The 14776-nt window shown below is 44.0% G+C and carries 10 protein-coding genes; 5 read left to right on the forward strand and 5 right to left on the reverse strand.

Annotation, left to right across the window (positions count from 1 at the left end):
- Positions 1-159 precede the first annotated feature (159 nt).
- Positions 160-870 (forward strand): MIP/aquaporin family protein, encoded by a 711-nt coding sequence (locus PLE34_RS00605; RefSeq protein WP_324553020.1) that lies wholly within the window; start codon positions 160-162, stop codon positions 868-870.
- A 566-nt stretch (positions 871-1436) separates the two neighbouring features.
- Here PLE34_RS00605 and PLE34_RS00610 read toward each other — a convergent pair.
- Positions 1437-2303 carry a hypothetical protein gene (locus PLE34_RS00610; RefSeq protein WP_324553022.1) on the reverse strand — a complete coding sequence of 289 codons (867 nt, stop codon included), beginning with the start codon at positions 2301-2303 and terminating at the stop codon, positions 1437-1439.
- Entirely contained in the window at positions 2303-4114 is a 1812-nt protein-coding gene (locus tag PLE34_RS00615; RefSeq protein WP_324553024.1) for a CRTAC1 family protein, read from the reverse strand. Before PLE34_RS00615 ends, PLE34_RS00610 begins: the two co-directional genes overlap by 1 nt.
- A gap of 80 nt (positions 4115-4194) precedes the next feature.
- On the opposite strand from PLE34_RS00615, the gene PLE34_RS00620 reads away from it, so the two are divergent.
- Positions 4195-7767: a CRTAC1 family protein gene (locus PLE34_RS00620; protein ID WP_324553026.1), complete on the forward strand. Its 3573-nt coding sequence runs from the start codon at positions 4195-4197 to the stop codon at positions 7765-7767.
- 6 nt (positions 7768-7773) lie between these two features.
- On the opposite strand, the gene PLE34_RS00625 is transcribed toward PLE34_RS00620, so the two are convergent.
- The 3 genes from PLE34_RS00625 to PLE34_RS00635 are packed head-to-tail and all read right to left on the reverse strand — an operon-like array spanning position 7774 to position 11567.
- Positions 7774-9279, reverse strand: a complete 1506-nt coding sequence (locus PLE34_RS00625) for an NAD(P)/FAD-dependent oxidoreductase (RefSeq protein ID WP_324553028.1) — start codon at positions 9277-9279, stop codon at positions 7774-7776.
- Positions 9272-10255, reverse strand: a complete 984-nt coding sequence (locus PLE34_RS00630) for an archaeosine biosynthesis radical SAM protein RaSEA (RefSeq protein ID WP_324553029.1) — start codon at positions 10253-10255, stop codon at positions 9272-9274. Before PLE34_RS00630 ends, PLE34_RS00625 begins: the two co-directional genes overlap by 8 nt.
- The gene (locus PLE34_RS00635; protein ID WP_324553031.1) at positions 10212-11567 is read right to left on the reverse strand and encodes an asparagine synthase-related protein; all 1356 of its coding nucleotides are present in this window, start codon (positions 11565-11567) and stop codon (positions 10212-10214) included. The genes PLE34_RS00630 and PLE34_RS00635 overlap by 44 nt, the downstream gene beginning before the upstream one ends.
- A gap of 569 nt (positions 11568-12136) precedes the next feature.
- Here PLE34_RS00635 and atpD point away from each other — a divergent pair.
- The 3 genes from atpD to PLE34_RS00650 all read left to right on the forward strand — a co-directional run bounded on the left by atpD (position 12137) and on the right by PLE34_RS00650 (position 14533).
- Positions 12137-13636 carry a F0F1 ATP synthase subunit beta gene (gene atpD, locus PLE34_RS00640; protein ID WP_324553033.1) on the forward strand — a complete coding sequence of 500 codons (1500 nt, stop codon included), beginning with the start codon at positions 12137-12139 and terminating at the stop codon, positions 13634-13636.
- A gap of 17 nt (positions 13637-13653) precedes the next feature.
- Positions 13654-13908 (forward strand): ATP synthase F1 subunit epsilon, encoded by a 255-nt coding sequence (atpC, locus tag PLE34_RS00645; RefSeq protein ID WP_324553035.1) that lies wholly within the window; start codon positions 13654-13656, stop codon positions 13906-13908.
- 97 nt (positions 13909-14005) lie between these two features.
- Positions 14006-14533 (forward strand): OsmC family protein, encoded by a 528-nt coding sequence (locus PLE34_RS00650; RefSeq protein WP_324553036.1) that lies wholly within the window; start codon positions 14006-14008, stop codon positions 14531-14533.
- The last annotated feature ends 243 nt before the right edge of the window (positions 14534-14776 follow it).

The raw sequence follows: 14776 nt of genomic DNA on the forward strand, positions 1-14776 counted from the left end.
GTTTTTAATTTACGGCTTATCGTTGCATCCGGAAGATTTGAAATTTGAGATTCGGGCTTTATCAAACGCTTGTTTTTTCAGAATTTATACTTCAACATTGGGACTTTATTTATTTTTAAAGTATTTTCCCTGAATTATTATTTAAAAAATTGCCTGCACATGTCTCCATTCCTGGCCGAAATTACCGGAACAGCTTTACTGATTACATTAGGCGGCGGCGTGGTAGCCAACGTGGTATTAGATAAAACAAAAGGTAATAACGGCGGGTTGATCGCCATCACCTTTGGATGGGCCGTAGCAGTGTTTACCGGGGTATATGCCACGGCGGCGGCCAGCGGGGGGCATTTGAATCCCGCCGTTACTATTGGCCTCGCAGTGGAAGGCAGTTTCGACTGGGCGCTGGTGCCTTCGTATATATTGGCCCAATTCATAGGCGCTATGCTTGGGGCAGTAATCGTGTGGCTGTCGTATCGCCAGCATTTTGATGATACACAGGATGCCAATGCCAAGCTGGCTGTGTTTTGCACGGCGCCGGCCATACGAAGCGCAATACATAACATCATTACCGAACTGGTTGGCACTTTTGTGCTGGTATTAGGCGCCTTGTTGCTGGCAAAGCCGGAGATGAAGCTGGGCGCCTTGGACGCCTTACCCATTGCATTGCTGGTACTGGGTATAGGGTTGAGCTTAGGCGGACCAACCGGTTATGCCATTAATCCCGCACGTGATCTTGGCCCACGTATCGTACATGCGTTACTCCCTATTAAGAATAAGCGCGACAGCGACTGGAGCTATGCCTGGGTACCGGTTGTTGGACCTATTGCCGGCGGAGTGCTGGCGGCACTGGTTTTTAAATTGGTACTGAGGTAGCCAGGAAAAGGCAAAAGTGAAAGCGTTGCTCACAGATAGCATGAATGTACACAGATGTGTTAAATGCTTTATAGAACGCACTTCATATCTGTGTCTATCTGTGAAATCTGCGTGAAAACAAATACAGGTACCGAGTACCTTTTCCACCGGAGGAGGTTGTCGTAAAATTTATGACAACTGAACCATTAAAATATCCGGGGCATTCCGTGCTGCTTACTACTTCATCGAACGTATTGTTCCAAAAATCGAAACAAAACAGCCGGTTAACGAATAAACTTTCACCACCGTATTGTGTTTACCATCTTTGTATTGTCAAAAGCGATACTAACCCCTTGAAAACCCAATTATCCATCATCCGCTGAAAAATCCAGCCACCCTTTAGAAAAACCCAACCCTGTGAAAGAAAATTCCAATTCCCTGAAAGCCAGCCTATCCGATACCTGTAAAAAACCGCTAACCGTTCTCCTATCCCCTGAAAGACCCTTAACCCCTGAAAAATCATGAAACCAGGTCAGTATCTTCCAAAAAACCTAACCATTCATTGCTCATTAACCTCTGACAAGATTTCAAATGACTGAACCAGGCCCCGGGCCTGGTTTTTCATGTTTCCTGTTATTGAGCGCATTGTTTCTTAAATCGAGAAACTTAGCCAACGGGCCTACAAGGAAAAGCGCAAAGAAAGGCGCATATATAAGATTGTTAAGACGCAAAATAAATTCTACTATGGCCACCAAAACAACAACAATCATTCTTCCCTTCCTGGTGGATACAGAAGTGGGAGGATCTGTGATCATAAAGAAGATAAAAAGCTGGTACATTGGCCCGGTGAGGGGAGACACTTCTGCAAGAAAAGCATCGCCTGTAATCAGGCAACGAACATACGCAAGGATAATAAAGCTTATTACATAAGTAACGGTTACGTGCAACCGTTTTGCCCTGTTCACAATGATCAATCCCAAAACCCATATTACTGACATGGCAAGCAGATTACTTCCCCACTGAATACTAAGACCTGCCACATTAACGCTATACAAAGCAAGCATCCACGAAATACCAAAGTTTGAAGGATTCCATAAATGCCTGTCTTTATAGCGAAATACATATTTGGAGAGAATGGAAAGTAAAGCCGTAACAACATAGGGCCAAATTACATTGGAGCGGATGAGTATGCCCACGCTTATGCCGGTTATATACGCGCTGGCAAGGTTCTTCCACGTACCCAATACCACCCTGGCCAATATGATCTCGGCTATCATGGAGGTGGCTATTGCAGCTACAAGGGTTACATAACTGTCTAAGATGCCAAAGGTAAACTGCCCAACCAGGAGGATAAGTGTGATAAAGGCCGGCGGGATATATTGAAAATTATTTTTTAGCCACTGAGAGAACGAAGTTGTTGCGGGTATGTTTTCAAGCTTATATTCCTGCTGCATTAGTTATTGGGTTTGCTTTCTTTTATAATATGCAGTTTATTGATTTCCGGGTTTTTAATTTTATCTGTATGCCCCGATGGCCAATAGATCGTTACCCCGTCAATATTACCGCTTTTGCCTGTTCCAAAATGGAGCCTGTGCTGATTTTGAGCAGAAAAGCCCATGCCACCGGTAACGATCTGCGCCTGTTTTTTCCCATCCCATTCCACCTCTGCTCTTGCACCAATGGCATCGGCATTAGAAACCGTTCCCTGCAGCTCAAAAGCTATCCAGTGATTATTATTTCCCGCATAGTTTTTATAAACTAAAGGTATGTTGTTTTGATTGGCAACAATAACATCCAATACCCCCCTGTTCCACAGATCGGCCATAGCAACAGCGCGCCCGTCGTAAGTTGCTGCGGGACAAACCCTGTCGGATACATCTTCAAATAAGCCATCGCTGTTGTTCAGCCATATTTTGTCCTGCTCATAGCCCGACTGGCTTTTGCCTTCCATGTCGGGCCAGTTTTTGGCATCACCAATAATGGCGCTGTTACCGCCTGTAACTTTAGAATAGTCGTACCAGTATGAAGTATTTTCTTTTGCAGAAATAAAGCCGTTTGCCACGTATAAATCCATGAAACCGTCATTATTCAAATCACCGAATTGCGCGCCATAGCTCCAGCCCGCGTTTTCAATTCCCGAAATTTGTGCAATATCTACAAATGAAGGATGTTCCGCAACGCGCTCGCTCCTGGGTTGCCAATAATTATTTCCCTGGATTAATATTCCTTTTTCCGTAATATTCGTAGTATAAATACCTACATTTCCATCATTGGCAATATCGCCGAAAGAAGCATTCATACCGCTTTTCGGAATATGTCCAACGCCTGCCTCCCTGCCCTTTTCTTCAAATCTTTCCCCGTTTTTATTCAAATAAAATTCATCTACATTATAATCGTTGGCAATATATAATTCAGGGTAGCCATCTCCGTTAAAGTCTGCTGCCGCTGCAGCAAGTGTCCATTTGGTTGAAGTTAATCCATACTGCTTGGTTACATCTTCAAATTTGCCACTACCTGTATTCTTTAAAAGAAAATTCCTGCCGCCATTGTTGGCATACCGGAAGCTTTCAGGCATTATCCTGGTTGTATTCAGACTGTCTAAGTGAAAAGCTTCTTTATAATAGCCTCCTATAAAAATATCAAGTAACCCGTCGTTATTAAAGTCAAACCAAATGGCGGAATTAGCGTTTACCCACGGGGGAAGTCCGCTGCCTTCCGTAACCCGTTCAAATTTTTCCCCCTGCATGTTTTTAAATAGCTCGGGTTTTCCCCATTTATACAGCAGCAGGTCTTTAAAACCATCATTGTCATAATCGCCCCAAATGGCGCCCATTGAAACCCCGGTACCTTTTCTGTTTACGTCTGCCAGTTGTATTTTGTCGGCTACGTCTTCAAATTCTCCATTATGTAAGTTACGGTATAAGGCATTCTTGCTTCCGGTGGCACTGTTGGTAAAATAAATATCATTCCATCCATCATTGTCAAAATCGCAAACAGAAACAGCGGCTCCCATAGAAGCGATTTGCCTTTTAATATGATTGAGTTTGGGGTCAACCTCAGGAGCAATATGCCGGAATGAGATCTTAGTTTCTTTATTTGCCGGCTCAAGATAAAATCCAAATGCTTCCTCTGCCGTTGCTTTTTGCCTGATGTTGCGCTTACCCGAAAAAAAATCGTTATCGAGGGAGGCTAAAAATGTTATGGCAAGCAGGCAGATAAATATTACAGTAATAATTATTTTGGTATACTTTTTTGAAGGGCTCATTGAACAGCTATCATTTGTGCGTGCTAAGATAGTAATAATGATAATGATTATCTTCGGTATATTTAAATGTTTTACCTGTAATGACACATGTATTTCCCCGCTTCACGATACGCTTATTGAACAGCTTTATTTTGTTTTTGATAATTACCCTGCTTACCCAATGTAAAACAAAAGAAGAGGAAGCAAAAAATTACTATAATGACCCCCGCATACTGGCTATTTCTTTTCTTCAGAAGAATAAATTTGATGAAGCCGAAGCCGCGTTTAAAAAAGCGATAAAAACCGATCCCGGAAATTTCCTGAATTATGCCGATTTAGCCCTGCTTTACCTGGCAAAAAAAGATTACGATGAGGCAAAGAAGCAGGTACAGGCGGGCCTGGAAATTCAACCCGGCCATGCCGGATTACAGCTTACCTTAGCTGAAGTATATATACGGGAAGGGAATAAAGAAAACGCAGTAAAAGAGCTGCAAAACATATTAGCTGCCGACCCCCGCAGCGCCCCTGCCTGGTACAAGCTGGCCCTGCTAGCTGCTGCGGATCAAAATTATGCGAATCAAAAATCCAGCTTATTACAATTGATAGCTATTACCCCGGCTAATATAGTGCCCCGGCTTCAGCTATCCGAATTGCTTGCGCAGGAAGGGAAATCAGACTCCTCGCTGTTCTTTATGCAAAGCATAAAAAAAATAGTGCCGGAATTTAACCTGGCAACAGATACCATTTACCGGAAGGCTGCCGCATTCATCACCAGTGGCAATCAAACCGAAAATGCCATTCATTATATACAGCAATTTCAAAAATTAATGCAGTTTACCGAAGCCTACGCGAGCGGACTTGACGAAATTGATCAGCCGAAACTACTAACCGGCTATGCGGAGTTTAACGACAGCAGGTTTAGCAGGGTTTATGACAAAAACAGGACCGTTTCATTAAACGATATAAAATTCGAAGACGCTTCCTCGGTTGCCGGGTTAACAATTCCTGGTATATCAAATGCAACCTCTTCAACATTAGCGCTTGCAGATGATGACGGGAAAGGTACCGCGTATGTTTTTGCAAGCTTTTTACCTGAAGGCGCTTCGCTCTCCAAACGCTATTTGTTTGAAGGAGAAATGGCAAGCTTTAAAGATATTACGTCTTCTGTTGATCTGAATTACGAGGCCGTTGATTTAGACGCTACGTTCGCGGATTATGATAATGATGGCTACCGTGACCTTTTTATTTCTACTAATAAAGGTGTCTTTATTTATAAAAATAATGGCGATGGCACATTTTCCAGGGTAAAACAAAAAACGGGATTGAACGATATTACGAATGGCCATAAGATCCTGGTAGCTGATTTTGACCAGGATGGAGATCTTGATTTATACATTGCCTGTAAAGGCACCAATAAATTCTTTCGCAATAACAATGATGGAACGTTCACCGAGAACGCAAAGATGATGAACCTCTCTGCCGGCGCATCAGGAACTATTGATATGGATTATGGAGACTGGGATGCTGATGGCGACCTGGATATAGGGGCTTTAACCGGAGAGGGGCGGATACAGTTGTTTAATAATGAGCGGCATTCGAAATTTAAAGATATTACCGGTGCTTTACAGCTTCAAAGTCCTTCATACAAAGGCAGCGCCATTGCTTTTGGCGATTACAATAACGATGGTATGCCGGATCTGTTTATTGCCGGGGGCAAAAATGAAAATTCATTTTTACTAAAAAATACGGGAGATCATGGGTTTAAGGTTGACACAGCATCGCGTGAGTTTACTACCTCATTAAAAGACATAACAGCTCATGCCGCCATTTTTCTTGATTTTGACAATGACGGTTACCAGGATATCCTGGTAACAGGAGTAAATGACGATACAACCAAAAGCGGGGTGCAGCTATTCCATAATAATCTTACAAAAGGGTTTAGCAATGTTTCCTACCTGCTTCCGCAAACATTTACCGGGGGGCATAAGATAGAAATTGCCGACTTTAACTTAGATGGCGATGATGATGTTTTTATATCGGGGCCTTCCGGGATCTGCTTAATGAGGAATGACGGAGGTAGTCTCAATCATTATATGCAGGTACAGTTAACAGGACTTTCCTATGGCAATAATAAAAACAACAGGTTTGGTATAGGGGCACAGGTAGAGCTAAAGGCTGGCGATCTTTATCAAACCAAAACGGTTAAACGCACATTGATCAATTTTGGTGTGGGGATGCAGGATTCGCTTGATGTTGTTCGTATCATTTGGCCCAATGGAACACCACAACTGATTAGCGACCCGTCACGCTGGCAAAGAACATTGGAAGAAGAGAAGCTAAAAGGATCCTGCCCGTTTTTATTTACCTGGGATGGAGAGAAGTATACATTTTTAAAGGATATGATGTGGAGAAGCGCTCTGGGGATGCCTTTGGCGGTAAACGGAAAAGATACAACTTATGCCTTCAGCGATGCTTCGAAAGAATATTTGCTTATTCCGGGTGAAAAGCTGAAGCCAAAGAACAATAAATATTCTATCAAGATAACCGAAGAGCTGTGGGAAACGGTTTATTTTGATAAGGCTGCCCTGGTGGCGGTAGATCATCCCGATTCGGTTGATGTGTTTGCAGATGAACGTTTTGTTGCGCCACCTTTTCCCGGTAAGCAATTGTATGGGGTAGAAGAGAAACATTTGCCGGTTACTGCATTCGATGGCAATGGCAATGATGTGCTGCCCAAAATTAAATCATACGATTTCGAATACATCTCCAACTTTGGTATGGGTAAATACCAGGGGCTTGCCGATGATCATGATCTGATCCTCGATTTGGGCGATAAAGCGGTGGGCAACAGTCTTTACCTGTTTTTGCGGGGATGGACTTTCCCCGCAGATGCCAGTATCAATACGGCAATGACCCAGTCGGCATTGTACAAAAGCAAGCCTCCGGCGCTGGAGGTAATGAACAAAAATGGAGAATGGCAAACCGTTATAGCAAATATTGGTTTCCCGATGGGGAAAGATAAAATGGTGATCGTTAACCTTTCGGGCAGGTTTCTTACCCCGGGCAACAGGAAAGTAAGAATACGCACCAATATGCAGATTTACTGGGATGAGGTATTCTTTTCGAACCGTTTATCGAAAGCCCCGGTACATATGCATGATCTTGCCATGACAGGCGCGCATCTTGCTTACAGGGGCTTCTCCGCTTCCTATAGAAAAGGCGGACCTTTTGGCCCGCACTGGTTTGATTATTATAATACTACCGGGGGACAGCAATGGAGAGACCTTACAGGATATTACACCCGCTACGGAGATGTGCTGCCGCTGTTGCAGGAGGCAGATGACGCGTATGTTATTGCCAACTCGGGCGATGAGATAACGATTGATTTTGATGCAGCCCGTTTGCCGGTGTTGCCGCAGGGATGGAAACGCGACTTCCTTATTTACAGCGAAGGATGGGTAAAGGATGGTGATTTGAATACCGCCCACGGGCAAACGGTTGAACCGCTGCCTTTTCATAATATGCCTGCCTATCCTTACAGCGGTAATGTAAAATATCCTGCAGATGCGAAGTATAACCTGTACCGGCAGCAATACAATACCCGGTTAATAAACACCGATGATTTTAAAAATGCGCTGAAGCCGAAGAGAGGTAAAGGGAAAGAAAGCCCATAAGTGATATCACAATACGGCTACAGTATGGTAATACATGTTTTTCGACAACAGATCTAACAGTCCCGCTGTATTAAAAGGCGCTATCCTTTCTCTTACCGTGTTGGTAAATTGATCTGCATCTTTGGTTGAGATGGTTCTTTGTGCAGTTAACTTCAGCAGGTCCTTATATGTTGTTTGTACTATCTTTTGTACTTCATGGTTGCCGGCTTCAAGAAAATAGGTAACAGGCTGGTGCTTCAACCGGCGTTGCTCATACAAAATGGTAAAAGTGAAATACAGCATAGACCAGGCGGTGAAAAGCGGGAAGTGTTTCATGGTTTTGTAGCATCCGGCCACAAGCATATCAATGAGCTTAAGCTCTTCAAAAGTAATATGCTCATATTCCTTCAACTGATCATATAAGCGTTCATCAAAGTTCCTGTTTTCACTAAGCATCTGTACGATCCGTTCAATGCCGGCCAGGGAATAGGCTATACCTGTGCTGAAAAGCGGATCTACAAATCCAATGGTATGCGGCATGGCCAGCCAGCCATCGCCAAAACATTTTTCCAGCTTTCGCTGAAGCCTTCCCGTTTGTATAATGCGCCCCGGCTGTGGCGATAAAGACCCCCTTTTGAGTATATGATCTATATCGGGATACGTATTCCTCATTCTGTTCCATATCTCCAATGTATTCATTTTTTGAAATGAAGCATCATTACCATTCAATGCAAATCCCCAGCTCGTGCGGTTATTGTTAAAACGAAGTGCCCAAACCCATCCTTCATCCAGCACATGGTGCAATGCGGAATCATCGGGATCGTAAGGATAATCCTGCATTGGAATATTGCTTTCCTGAAGAAGCGTTGTCCATCTGGGGAGATGCTCAAAATGAGAGAATACGGCAAATGAATTGGTAAGAAAATTTTCTGCAGATGATTTTACCGAAAATAATTTATCTGCCAGCAGCCCGCTGCCCGTTGCATCTATAAAAAAAGAAGAACGAATGGATGGTATTTTTCCCGGCCCGTTTATATTAAACAGCCATTGCCTGTTGCTTCTTGTTGCTGAAGTGATCTCGGTACAATCGAGATAATCTATATGATATGCTTTAACCTTGCTGACTAAAAAAGCATCAAAATCTGCACGCAACCAGTTGGTGTCAGACATGATATCATTTTCACTTGCTGCAACAAGCAGCTCATTGGAGTGCCCGGCGTCTGTTGAAAACGGCTTCCCGGGATGATGCTTAAAATAACTAAAGCCTCTTTTAATACCACACACAATTTCGGGATGCGATTGTTGCCAGCTACCATATCTCGAAAAATCATATAACCAGGGCAGATCATATTGCGCGGAAAGAGAACGTAATATCATATCCGCCACAGGAGTTGAAGATTCACCAATCGCAAAACGCGGATGCTTTCCCTTTTCAATTAAACAAACGGTCAATCCGCAGTTGTGTAAAGCAAGAGCGGTAATAGCACCGGTAAAGCCGGAGCCGGCAATTACAATATCGTAATGATTACTCATATTTAATGTTACAGGTACAGGGTATGTTATCTTCAACCTGCTGGCTGAGGTTCATGGTTTCTAAGCGTCTTTTTCTTTCATCAAAACAATGGGGGCATTCTGATAAAAAGCCGATATCCCAGGTATCTGCAAACACCTGTCCCCGTTGCATCAGCAGCGCTTTTTCAAGAACGGCTTCCAGCATAGCCAGAGAAGGCGGTGTGTAATCATTGTTTTTCCACAATAGCTCCATTACACCGTTCCCGGGCCGTACCGGAATAACCGCACACCGTATTGCTCCACAGTTGAAAGCAAACTGTATGGTTTTAAGTGTCCATGCCACATTTTCACCGGCATCGGTAATATAAGGAGGATTTAAAAGTACAAAGGCCCTTACATCAATATCATGCTGCTTTAAAAATGCAGTTGCTTTTTTAAAATCCTCCGGTGTAATTTGTTTATTCAGTTTCGGCAGCGATCCGGGATGGATCGTTTCCAGCCCCATTGCTATTTCCAGCTTCCCGTTAAGCAGGTTGTTAAATTCAACACAGGAATGATTACAGAGTTTGGGATGATTTTCTACGATCACTCTTTTATAATCCGTAAGCCGGCCGGATATTGCCGGGTAATCTTCAGGAGAAACAGCTTTTGTGTCAAAAAAGTTTCCGTTGTTGTACAGTTTGATCACATCGGCCTTTGGCAATCTTTCCAAAGCATGATCAATTTGCTGCACAATGGCGCCTGCCGGTACGGGTTCATCAATCGTATGCTTCCACAAATCACACATCAGGCACTTAAAAGCACATTCTTTGCTGGTAAGAAAGATGGTATTTACGGTTTCGATGCTACCCGGTAAACCGGGTTCCTGCTCATGCAAAAAATGATAGGGAACAAACGGGTTTAACCTGTTTTTAGGAGGGCGAAGCTCAGTTATAGTGCGGCTGTTGTAACCATCATGCATACAGCGAATGGAAATAGGTTCTGTATTCTTTTTCATTATTGGCAAAAATCCCGGAAAAGGCATCCGGCGGTACCGCGCCGGCCTGGAATCTTCGCTTTTCAAAAACAGGCATATCAAAACCCGTTACCGCTTTTATACCGCGGCTTACCACTTCGCCCTTTAATGCATATAAGGTTTCCTCGTTCCAGTTGGTGAGCGCTATAAAGGGAATACCTTCCGCTACCTCAATCACATTAGGTAAAGCATAAGGGCTAAATCCATTGAATCCATATTTCCTCGCGGGCGCGTAGGTGCGCACATGTCCGCGACTCTGCCCACCGGAATAGGTAAGGGAATGTTTTATTTTATCTACGCCCCATCCCTCCTGGTAAAGCATCGTATTATTCAGCACGCTGCGTATGGTAAGTTCGGGGTTCGCCTCTATGGGATAGTCTTTCAGGTTTTCGTCACCGCCCTCTCCATCTGCCAGGTATTCCCAGTTGGGATACAATTGCCGTATCTGCCTGCAAAGCGCCAGCGACATCGTTGCAGATTCAAGATCAAGCGTTTTATAATCTTCAATAACTTCGATGGCATCCCTATAGTTAACGGCCGATAAAGGCACATCAATAACCTCAAGAAAAAGAGATAAGCCCAGTTGATCCATAAATGTATGCGCCTGGTCGGCATCGGCGCCGCCGTTTACGGAAAGCGTAAAGGCTTTTAACCGCTGCGGCGACATCCCCAGCTTCAGCATTAAATGATACAGCACTAAAAAAACGGAACCGCTGTCAATACCCCCGGAGAACAAAACACCCACAGGCGCTTCTTTGGGAACAGACAAAAGCCATTTCTGACATTCATTGGATAAGGTTTCAATGTATTTTTTGCCGATGGCATCAACATCTGTTGGAAGCGTATTTCTTTTGGGTTCAAAAAACCGCGTGTAAACAGGGTTGGGATCCGGGCAACCGATAACTTCAAGCCTTACTACAAAATGTGCAGGAACCATCCTGGTATAGGAAGGATGAAATTGTTTATGCAGCCCTTTTTGCTTAAGGTATTCATAAATCTCATCCATGCGTTCGGCTACAATAAGCAATGGCCCTGAAGTTTGCTTGGCAAGGAAATAGCGCATGGGGCGGCCTATTGAACGTGCCATAAATACCTGCTGCCCTACTTTTTCCACTATGGCAAACTGTCCGTCAATTTTACGTACGGCTGCGGGATCTCCTGATACAATTGCGGCAGATGCCTCTTCAGGCGTCATGTTAAGAATGATATTGCTGCTATGATCAAGAAGGCTTATAAAATCGGTTACATACTGGTTCATGATATTATTGTTTTCTTCCGGAACAAATATAGTCATATCAATTGCAATATGGCGGTGATGGTTTGCCACGAAGACACAGTTTCAGGTCCTCAGGTTTCCGCCGTTGTTGGGTGTTCGTGAGATGGGCAATGCGTGCCGGCTTCACCAACAACAAGAGATGATATTTGATCTGGTAATGATATGAAAAGAAAGATCCAGGGATTGCCTTAAAGCAGAATTGGTTATCCCGCTGGTGACAACACCCGGCGGTGGTGAAATTTTGGAACAAGTTCCGTTTAGATGCTATGCCACTAAGACACAGTTTCAGGTCTTCAGGTTTTATTTTAGTCGTGCCCTTGTTCCTGCCCCGTCCATACCGGCATGGGCAGGCGTCCCGTTCAGGCGGGGCTTTGTGGCGAAGTTTTATGCTACGAGACACAAAGTCCGGGTTTTGGAGTTTGTTTTCTTCGTGCCCTCGTGGCTTTGTGGCGAAAAATTATTTTGAGCATACAGATCCCTCTTTCCGCTCATTTTTTAAAATACTCCCTTTTCTAATTGGACAATAATAGCCGGCACCTTACCTTTGCCGCACATTTGACCTAACATACCTTAAAATAATTTAATATATGCCTATCAAGGGTAAAATCAAACAGATCATTGGCGCCGTAATAGACGTGCAATTTAACGGTCAACTGCCCGAAATTTATCATGCCCTGGAATTGAAACGCGAAAACGGTGAAACACTGGTATTAGAAGTGCAGCAGCACCTTGGAGAAGACAGTGTGCGTACCATTGCCATGGACGGTACAGACGGGCTGGTTCGCGGAATGGAAGTAGTAGATACCGGAAGAGCCATTGCCATGCCTGTTGGAGAAGATATTAAAGGCCGCCTGTTTAATGTAACCGGCGATGCTATTGACGGGCTTCCACAGGTAGATAAAACCAACGGCCGTTCTATACATGCCAAGCCGCCTGCCTTTGAAAACCTGAGCGTAGCTACCGAAGTACTGTTTACGGGTATCAAAGTAATTGACCTTATTGAGCCTTATGCCAAGGGAGGTAAAATTGGTTTGTTTGGTGGCGCCGGTGTGGGTAAAACCGTATTGATCCAGGAACTTATTAATAATATTGCTAAAGGATATGGCGGTATTTCCGTATTCGCCGGTGTGGGTGAGCGTACGCGCGAAGGAAATGACCTGTTGCGCGAAATGATCGAAGCCGGCATCATGAACTATGGTGAGGAGTTTAAGCACAGTATGGAAAATGGCGGTTGGGATTTGAGTAAAGTGGATATGGAAGCATTGAAAGAATCCAAAGCTACTTTCGTATTCGGACAAATGAATGAACCTCCCGGAGCACGTGCACGTGTGGCCTTAAGCGGGCTAACCGTAGCAGAATACTACCGCGATGGCGATGGTAAAGGGCAGGGAAGGGATATTCTTTTCTTCGTGGATAATATCTTCCGTTTTACACAGGCTGGCTCTGAAGTGTCTGCCCTGTTAGGACGTATGCCTTCTGCCGCCGGTTACCAGCCTACGCTGGCTACCGAAATGGGTATCATGCAGGAACGCATCACCTCCACCAAAAATGGTTCCATCACTTCCGTACAGGCGGTATATGTGCCTGCGGATGACCTTACCGATCCGGCTCCGGCTACTACCTTTGCGCATCTTGACGCTACCACGGTACTAAGCCGTAAAATAGCCGACCTTGGTATTTACCCCGCTGTGGATCCGTTAGACTCCAGCTCAAGGATTTTGTCTGCTAAAATCGTAGGCAACGCACACTATGACTGCGCCAACAGGGTAAAGCTCATTTTACAGCGCTATAAAGAATTGCAGGATATCATTAATATCCTGGGTATGGATGAGCTGAGCGAGGAAGATAAAATGACGGTATTCCGTGCACGTAAAGTACAGCGTTTCCTGTCGCAGCCATTTCATGTGGCAGAACAGTTTACCGGGTTAAAAGGCGTATTTGTTAGCATTGAAGATACCATCCGCGGGTTTAACATGATCATGGATGGTGAAGTGGATGAATATCCCGAAGCGGCTTTTAACCTCGTAGGTACTATAGAAGATGCGATAGAAAAAGGTAAAAAATTAATAGCCGCCGCTAAAGGGTAAGCTCAAAATATTATACGATGGAATTAGAAATATTAACGCCTGAGCGTAAATTATTTAGCGGAGAAGTGTATGGTATACAACTGCCCGGCATTACCGGTTCATTTGAGATATTAGATAAACATGCACCGTTAGTAAGCGCTTTGGGAAGCGGTAAAATAAAAGTGCTGAAAGATAAAGCAGGCACAACCATTTTGTATAATATCAACGGCGGGTTTGCCGAAGTGCTGAACAATAAAGTAGCCGTGCTGGTGGAAGGCGCTGTAGCCATTTGATTTTAGTACATTCATCATACTTAACCTGGTAAGCGCCTTTCGTTTACCAGGTTTTTAATTTTGGGTATACATTTATTCATCGTTTAACAAATGCTATATGTTAAAAGCACACCAATATCATACCCAACTGGTATGGACTGGCAACACAGGTGAAGGAACCCGTGCATATACTTCCTATGAACGCAGCCATACAATTTCCGTAGAAAACAAACCCGCTATCCCCGCCTCATCTGATCCGCATTTCCGCGGCGACAGTTCAAGATATAATCCCGAAGAATTATTGGTAGCATCCCTGTCTTCCTGCCACATGCTGTGGTTTTTGCATATTTGTTCTGCACAGGGTATTGTGGTAACGGCTTATGAAGATCAGGCCACGGGTTTTATGCAGGAAGATGCGGACGGCGGCGGCCGGTTTACAGCAGTAGTGCTGCATCCAAAGGTTTGGGTAAAAAATTATGATGGTAATGCTGAAAACATAAATGCATTGCATGCAGCAGCACACAAAAAATGTTTTATTGCCAACTCCTGTAATTTCCCGGTAAGGCATGAACCGGTTTGTTATGCTGCAGGAGAAAGCATCAAGAACCAAATCACAAAAGACAAACCTGTCCGCCCGGGCGGATAAAACTTAAATAAAAAATCCGAAGCCGGGAATTCGAAATCCCAAGGAAATACAAAGCACCAAAAAACAAATAACAAGAACCAAATAAATTCCAAATCCAAAAGGCAAGTCCGACATCCGAAAGGGAAGAAAGGTGAGCGGTGAAAGAGGGAGTGCTATAGCCGGATCCAATCTCTGCTCTCAAGTAAAATAGCTATTCCGCATGCTACTGAAAAATGAGAAAGCAGCAGCGAAATGAAATTGAAT

The sequence above is a fragment of the Agriterribacter sp. genome (assembly GCF_035445465.1).
Classification (GTDB): domain Bacteria; phylum Bacteroidota; class Bacteroidia; order Chitinophagales; family Chitinophagaceae; genus Agriterribacter.

What these genes read in the sequence shown, in the direction of transcription:
- PLE34_RS00605 (WP_324553020.1), top strand. Translation starts at nt 160, where the DNA reads ATGTCTCCATTCCTGGCCGAAATTACCGGAACAGCTTTACTGATTACA.
- PLE34_RS00610 (WP_324553022.1), bottom strand. Translation starts at nt 2,303, where the DNA reads ATGCAGCAGGAATATAAGCTTGAAAACATACCCGCAACAACTTCGTTC.
- PLE34_RS00615 (WP_324553024.1), bottom strand. Translation starts at nt 4,114, where the DNA reads ATGAGCCCTTCAAAAAAGTATACCAAAATAATTATTACTGTAATATTT.
- PLE34_RS00620 (WP_324553026.1), top strand. Translation starts at nt 4,195, where the DNA reads ATGACACATGTATTTCCCCGCTTCACGATACGCTTATTGAACAGCTTT.
- PLE34_RS00625 (WP_324553028.1), bottom strand. Translation starts at nt 9,279, where the DNA reads ATGAGTAATCATTACGATATTGTAATTGCCGGCTCCGGCTTTACCGGT.
- PLE34_RS00630 (WP_324553029.1), bottom strand. Translation starts at nt 10,255, where the DNA reads ATGAAAAAGAATACAGAACCTATTTCCATTCGCTGTATGCATGATGGT.
- PLE34_RS00635 (WP_324553031.1), bottom strand. Translation starts at nt 11,567, where the DNA reads ATGACTATATTTGTTCCGGAAGAAAACAATAATATCATGAACCAGTAT.
- atpD (WP_324553033.1), top strand. Translation starts at nt 12,137, where the DNA reads ATGCCTATCAAGGGTAAAATCAAACAGATCATTGGCGCCGTAATAGAC.
- atpC (WP_324553035.1), top strand. Translation starts at nt 13,654, where the DNA reads ATGGAATTAGAAATATTAACGCCTGAGCGTAAATTATTTAGCGGAGAA.
- PLE34_RS00650 (WP_324553036.1), top strand. Translation starts at nt 14,006, where the DNA reads ATGTTAAAAGCACACCAATATCATACCCAACTGGTATGGACTGGCAAC.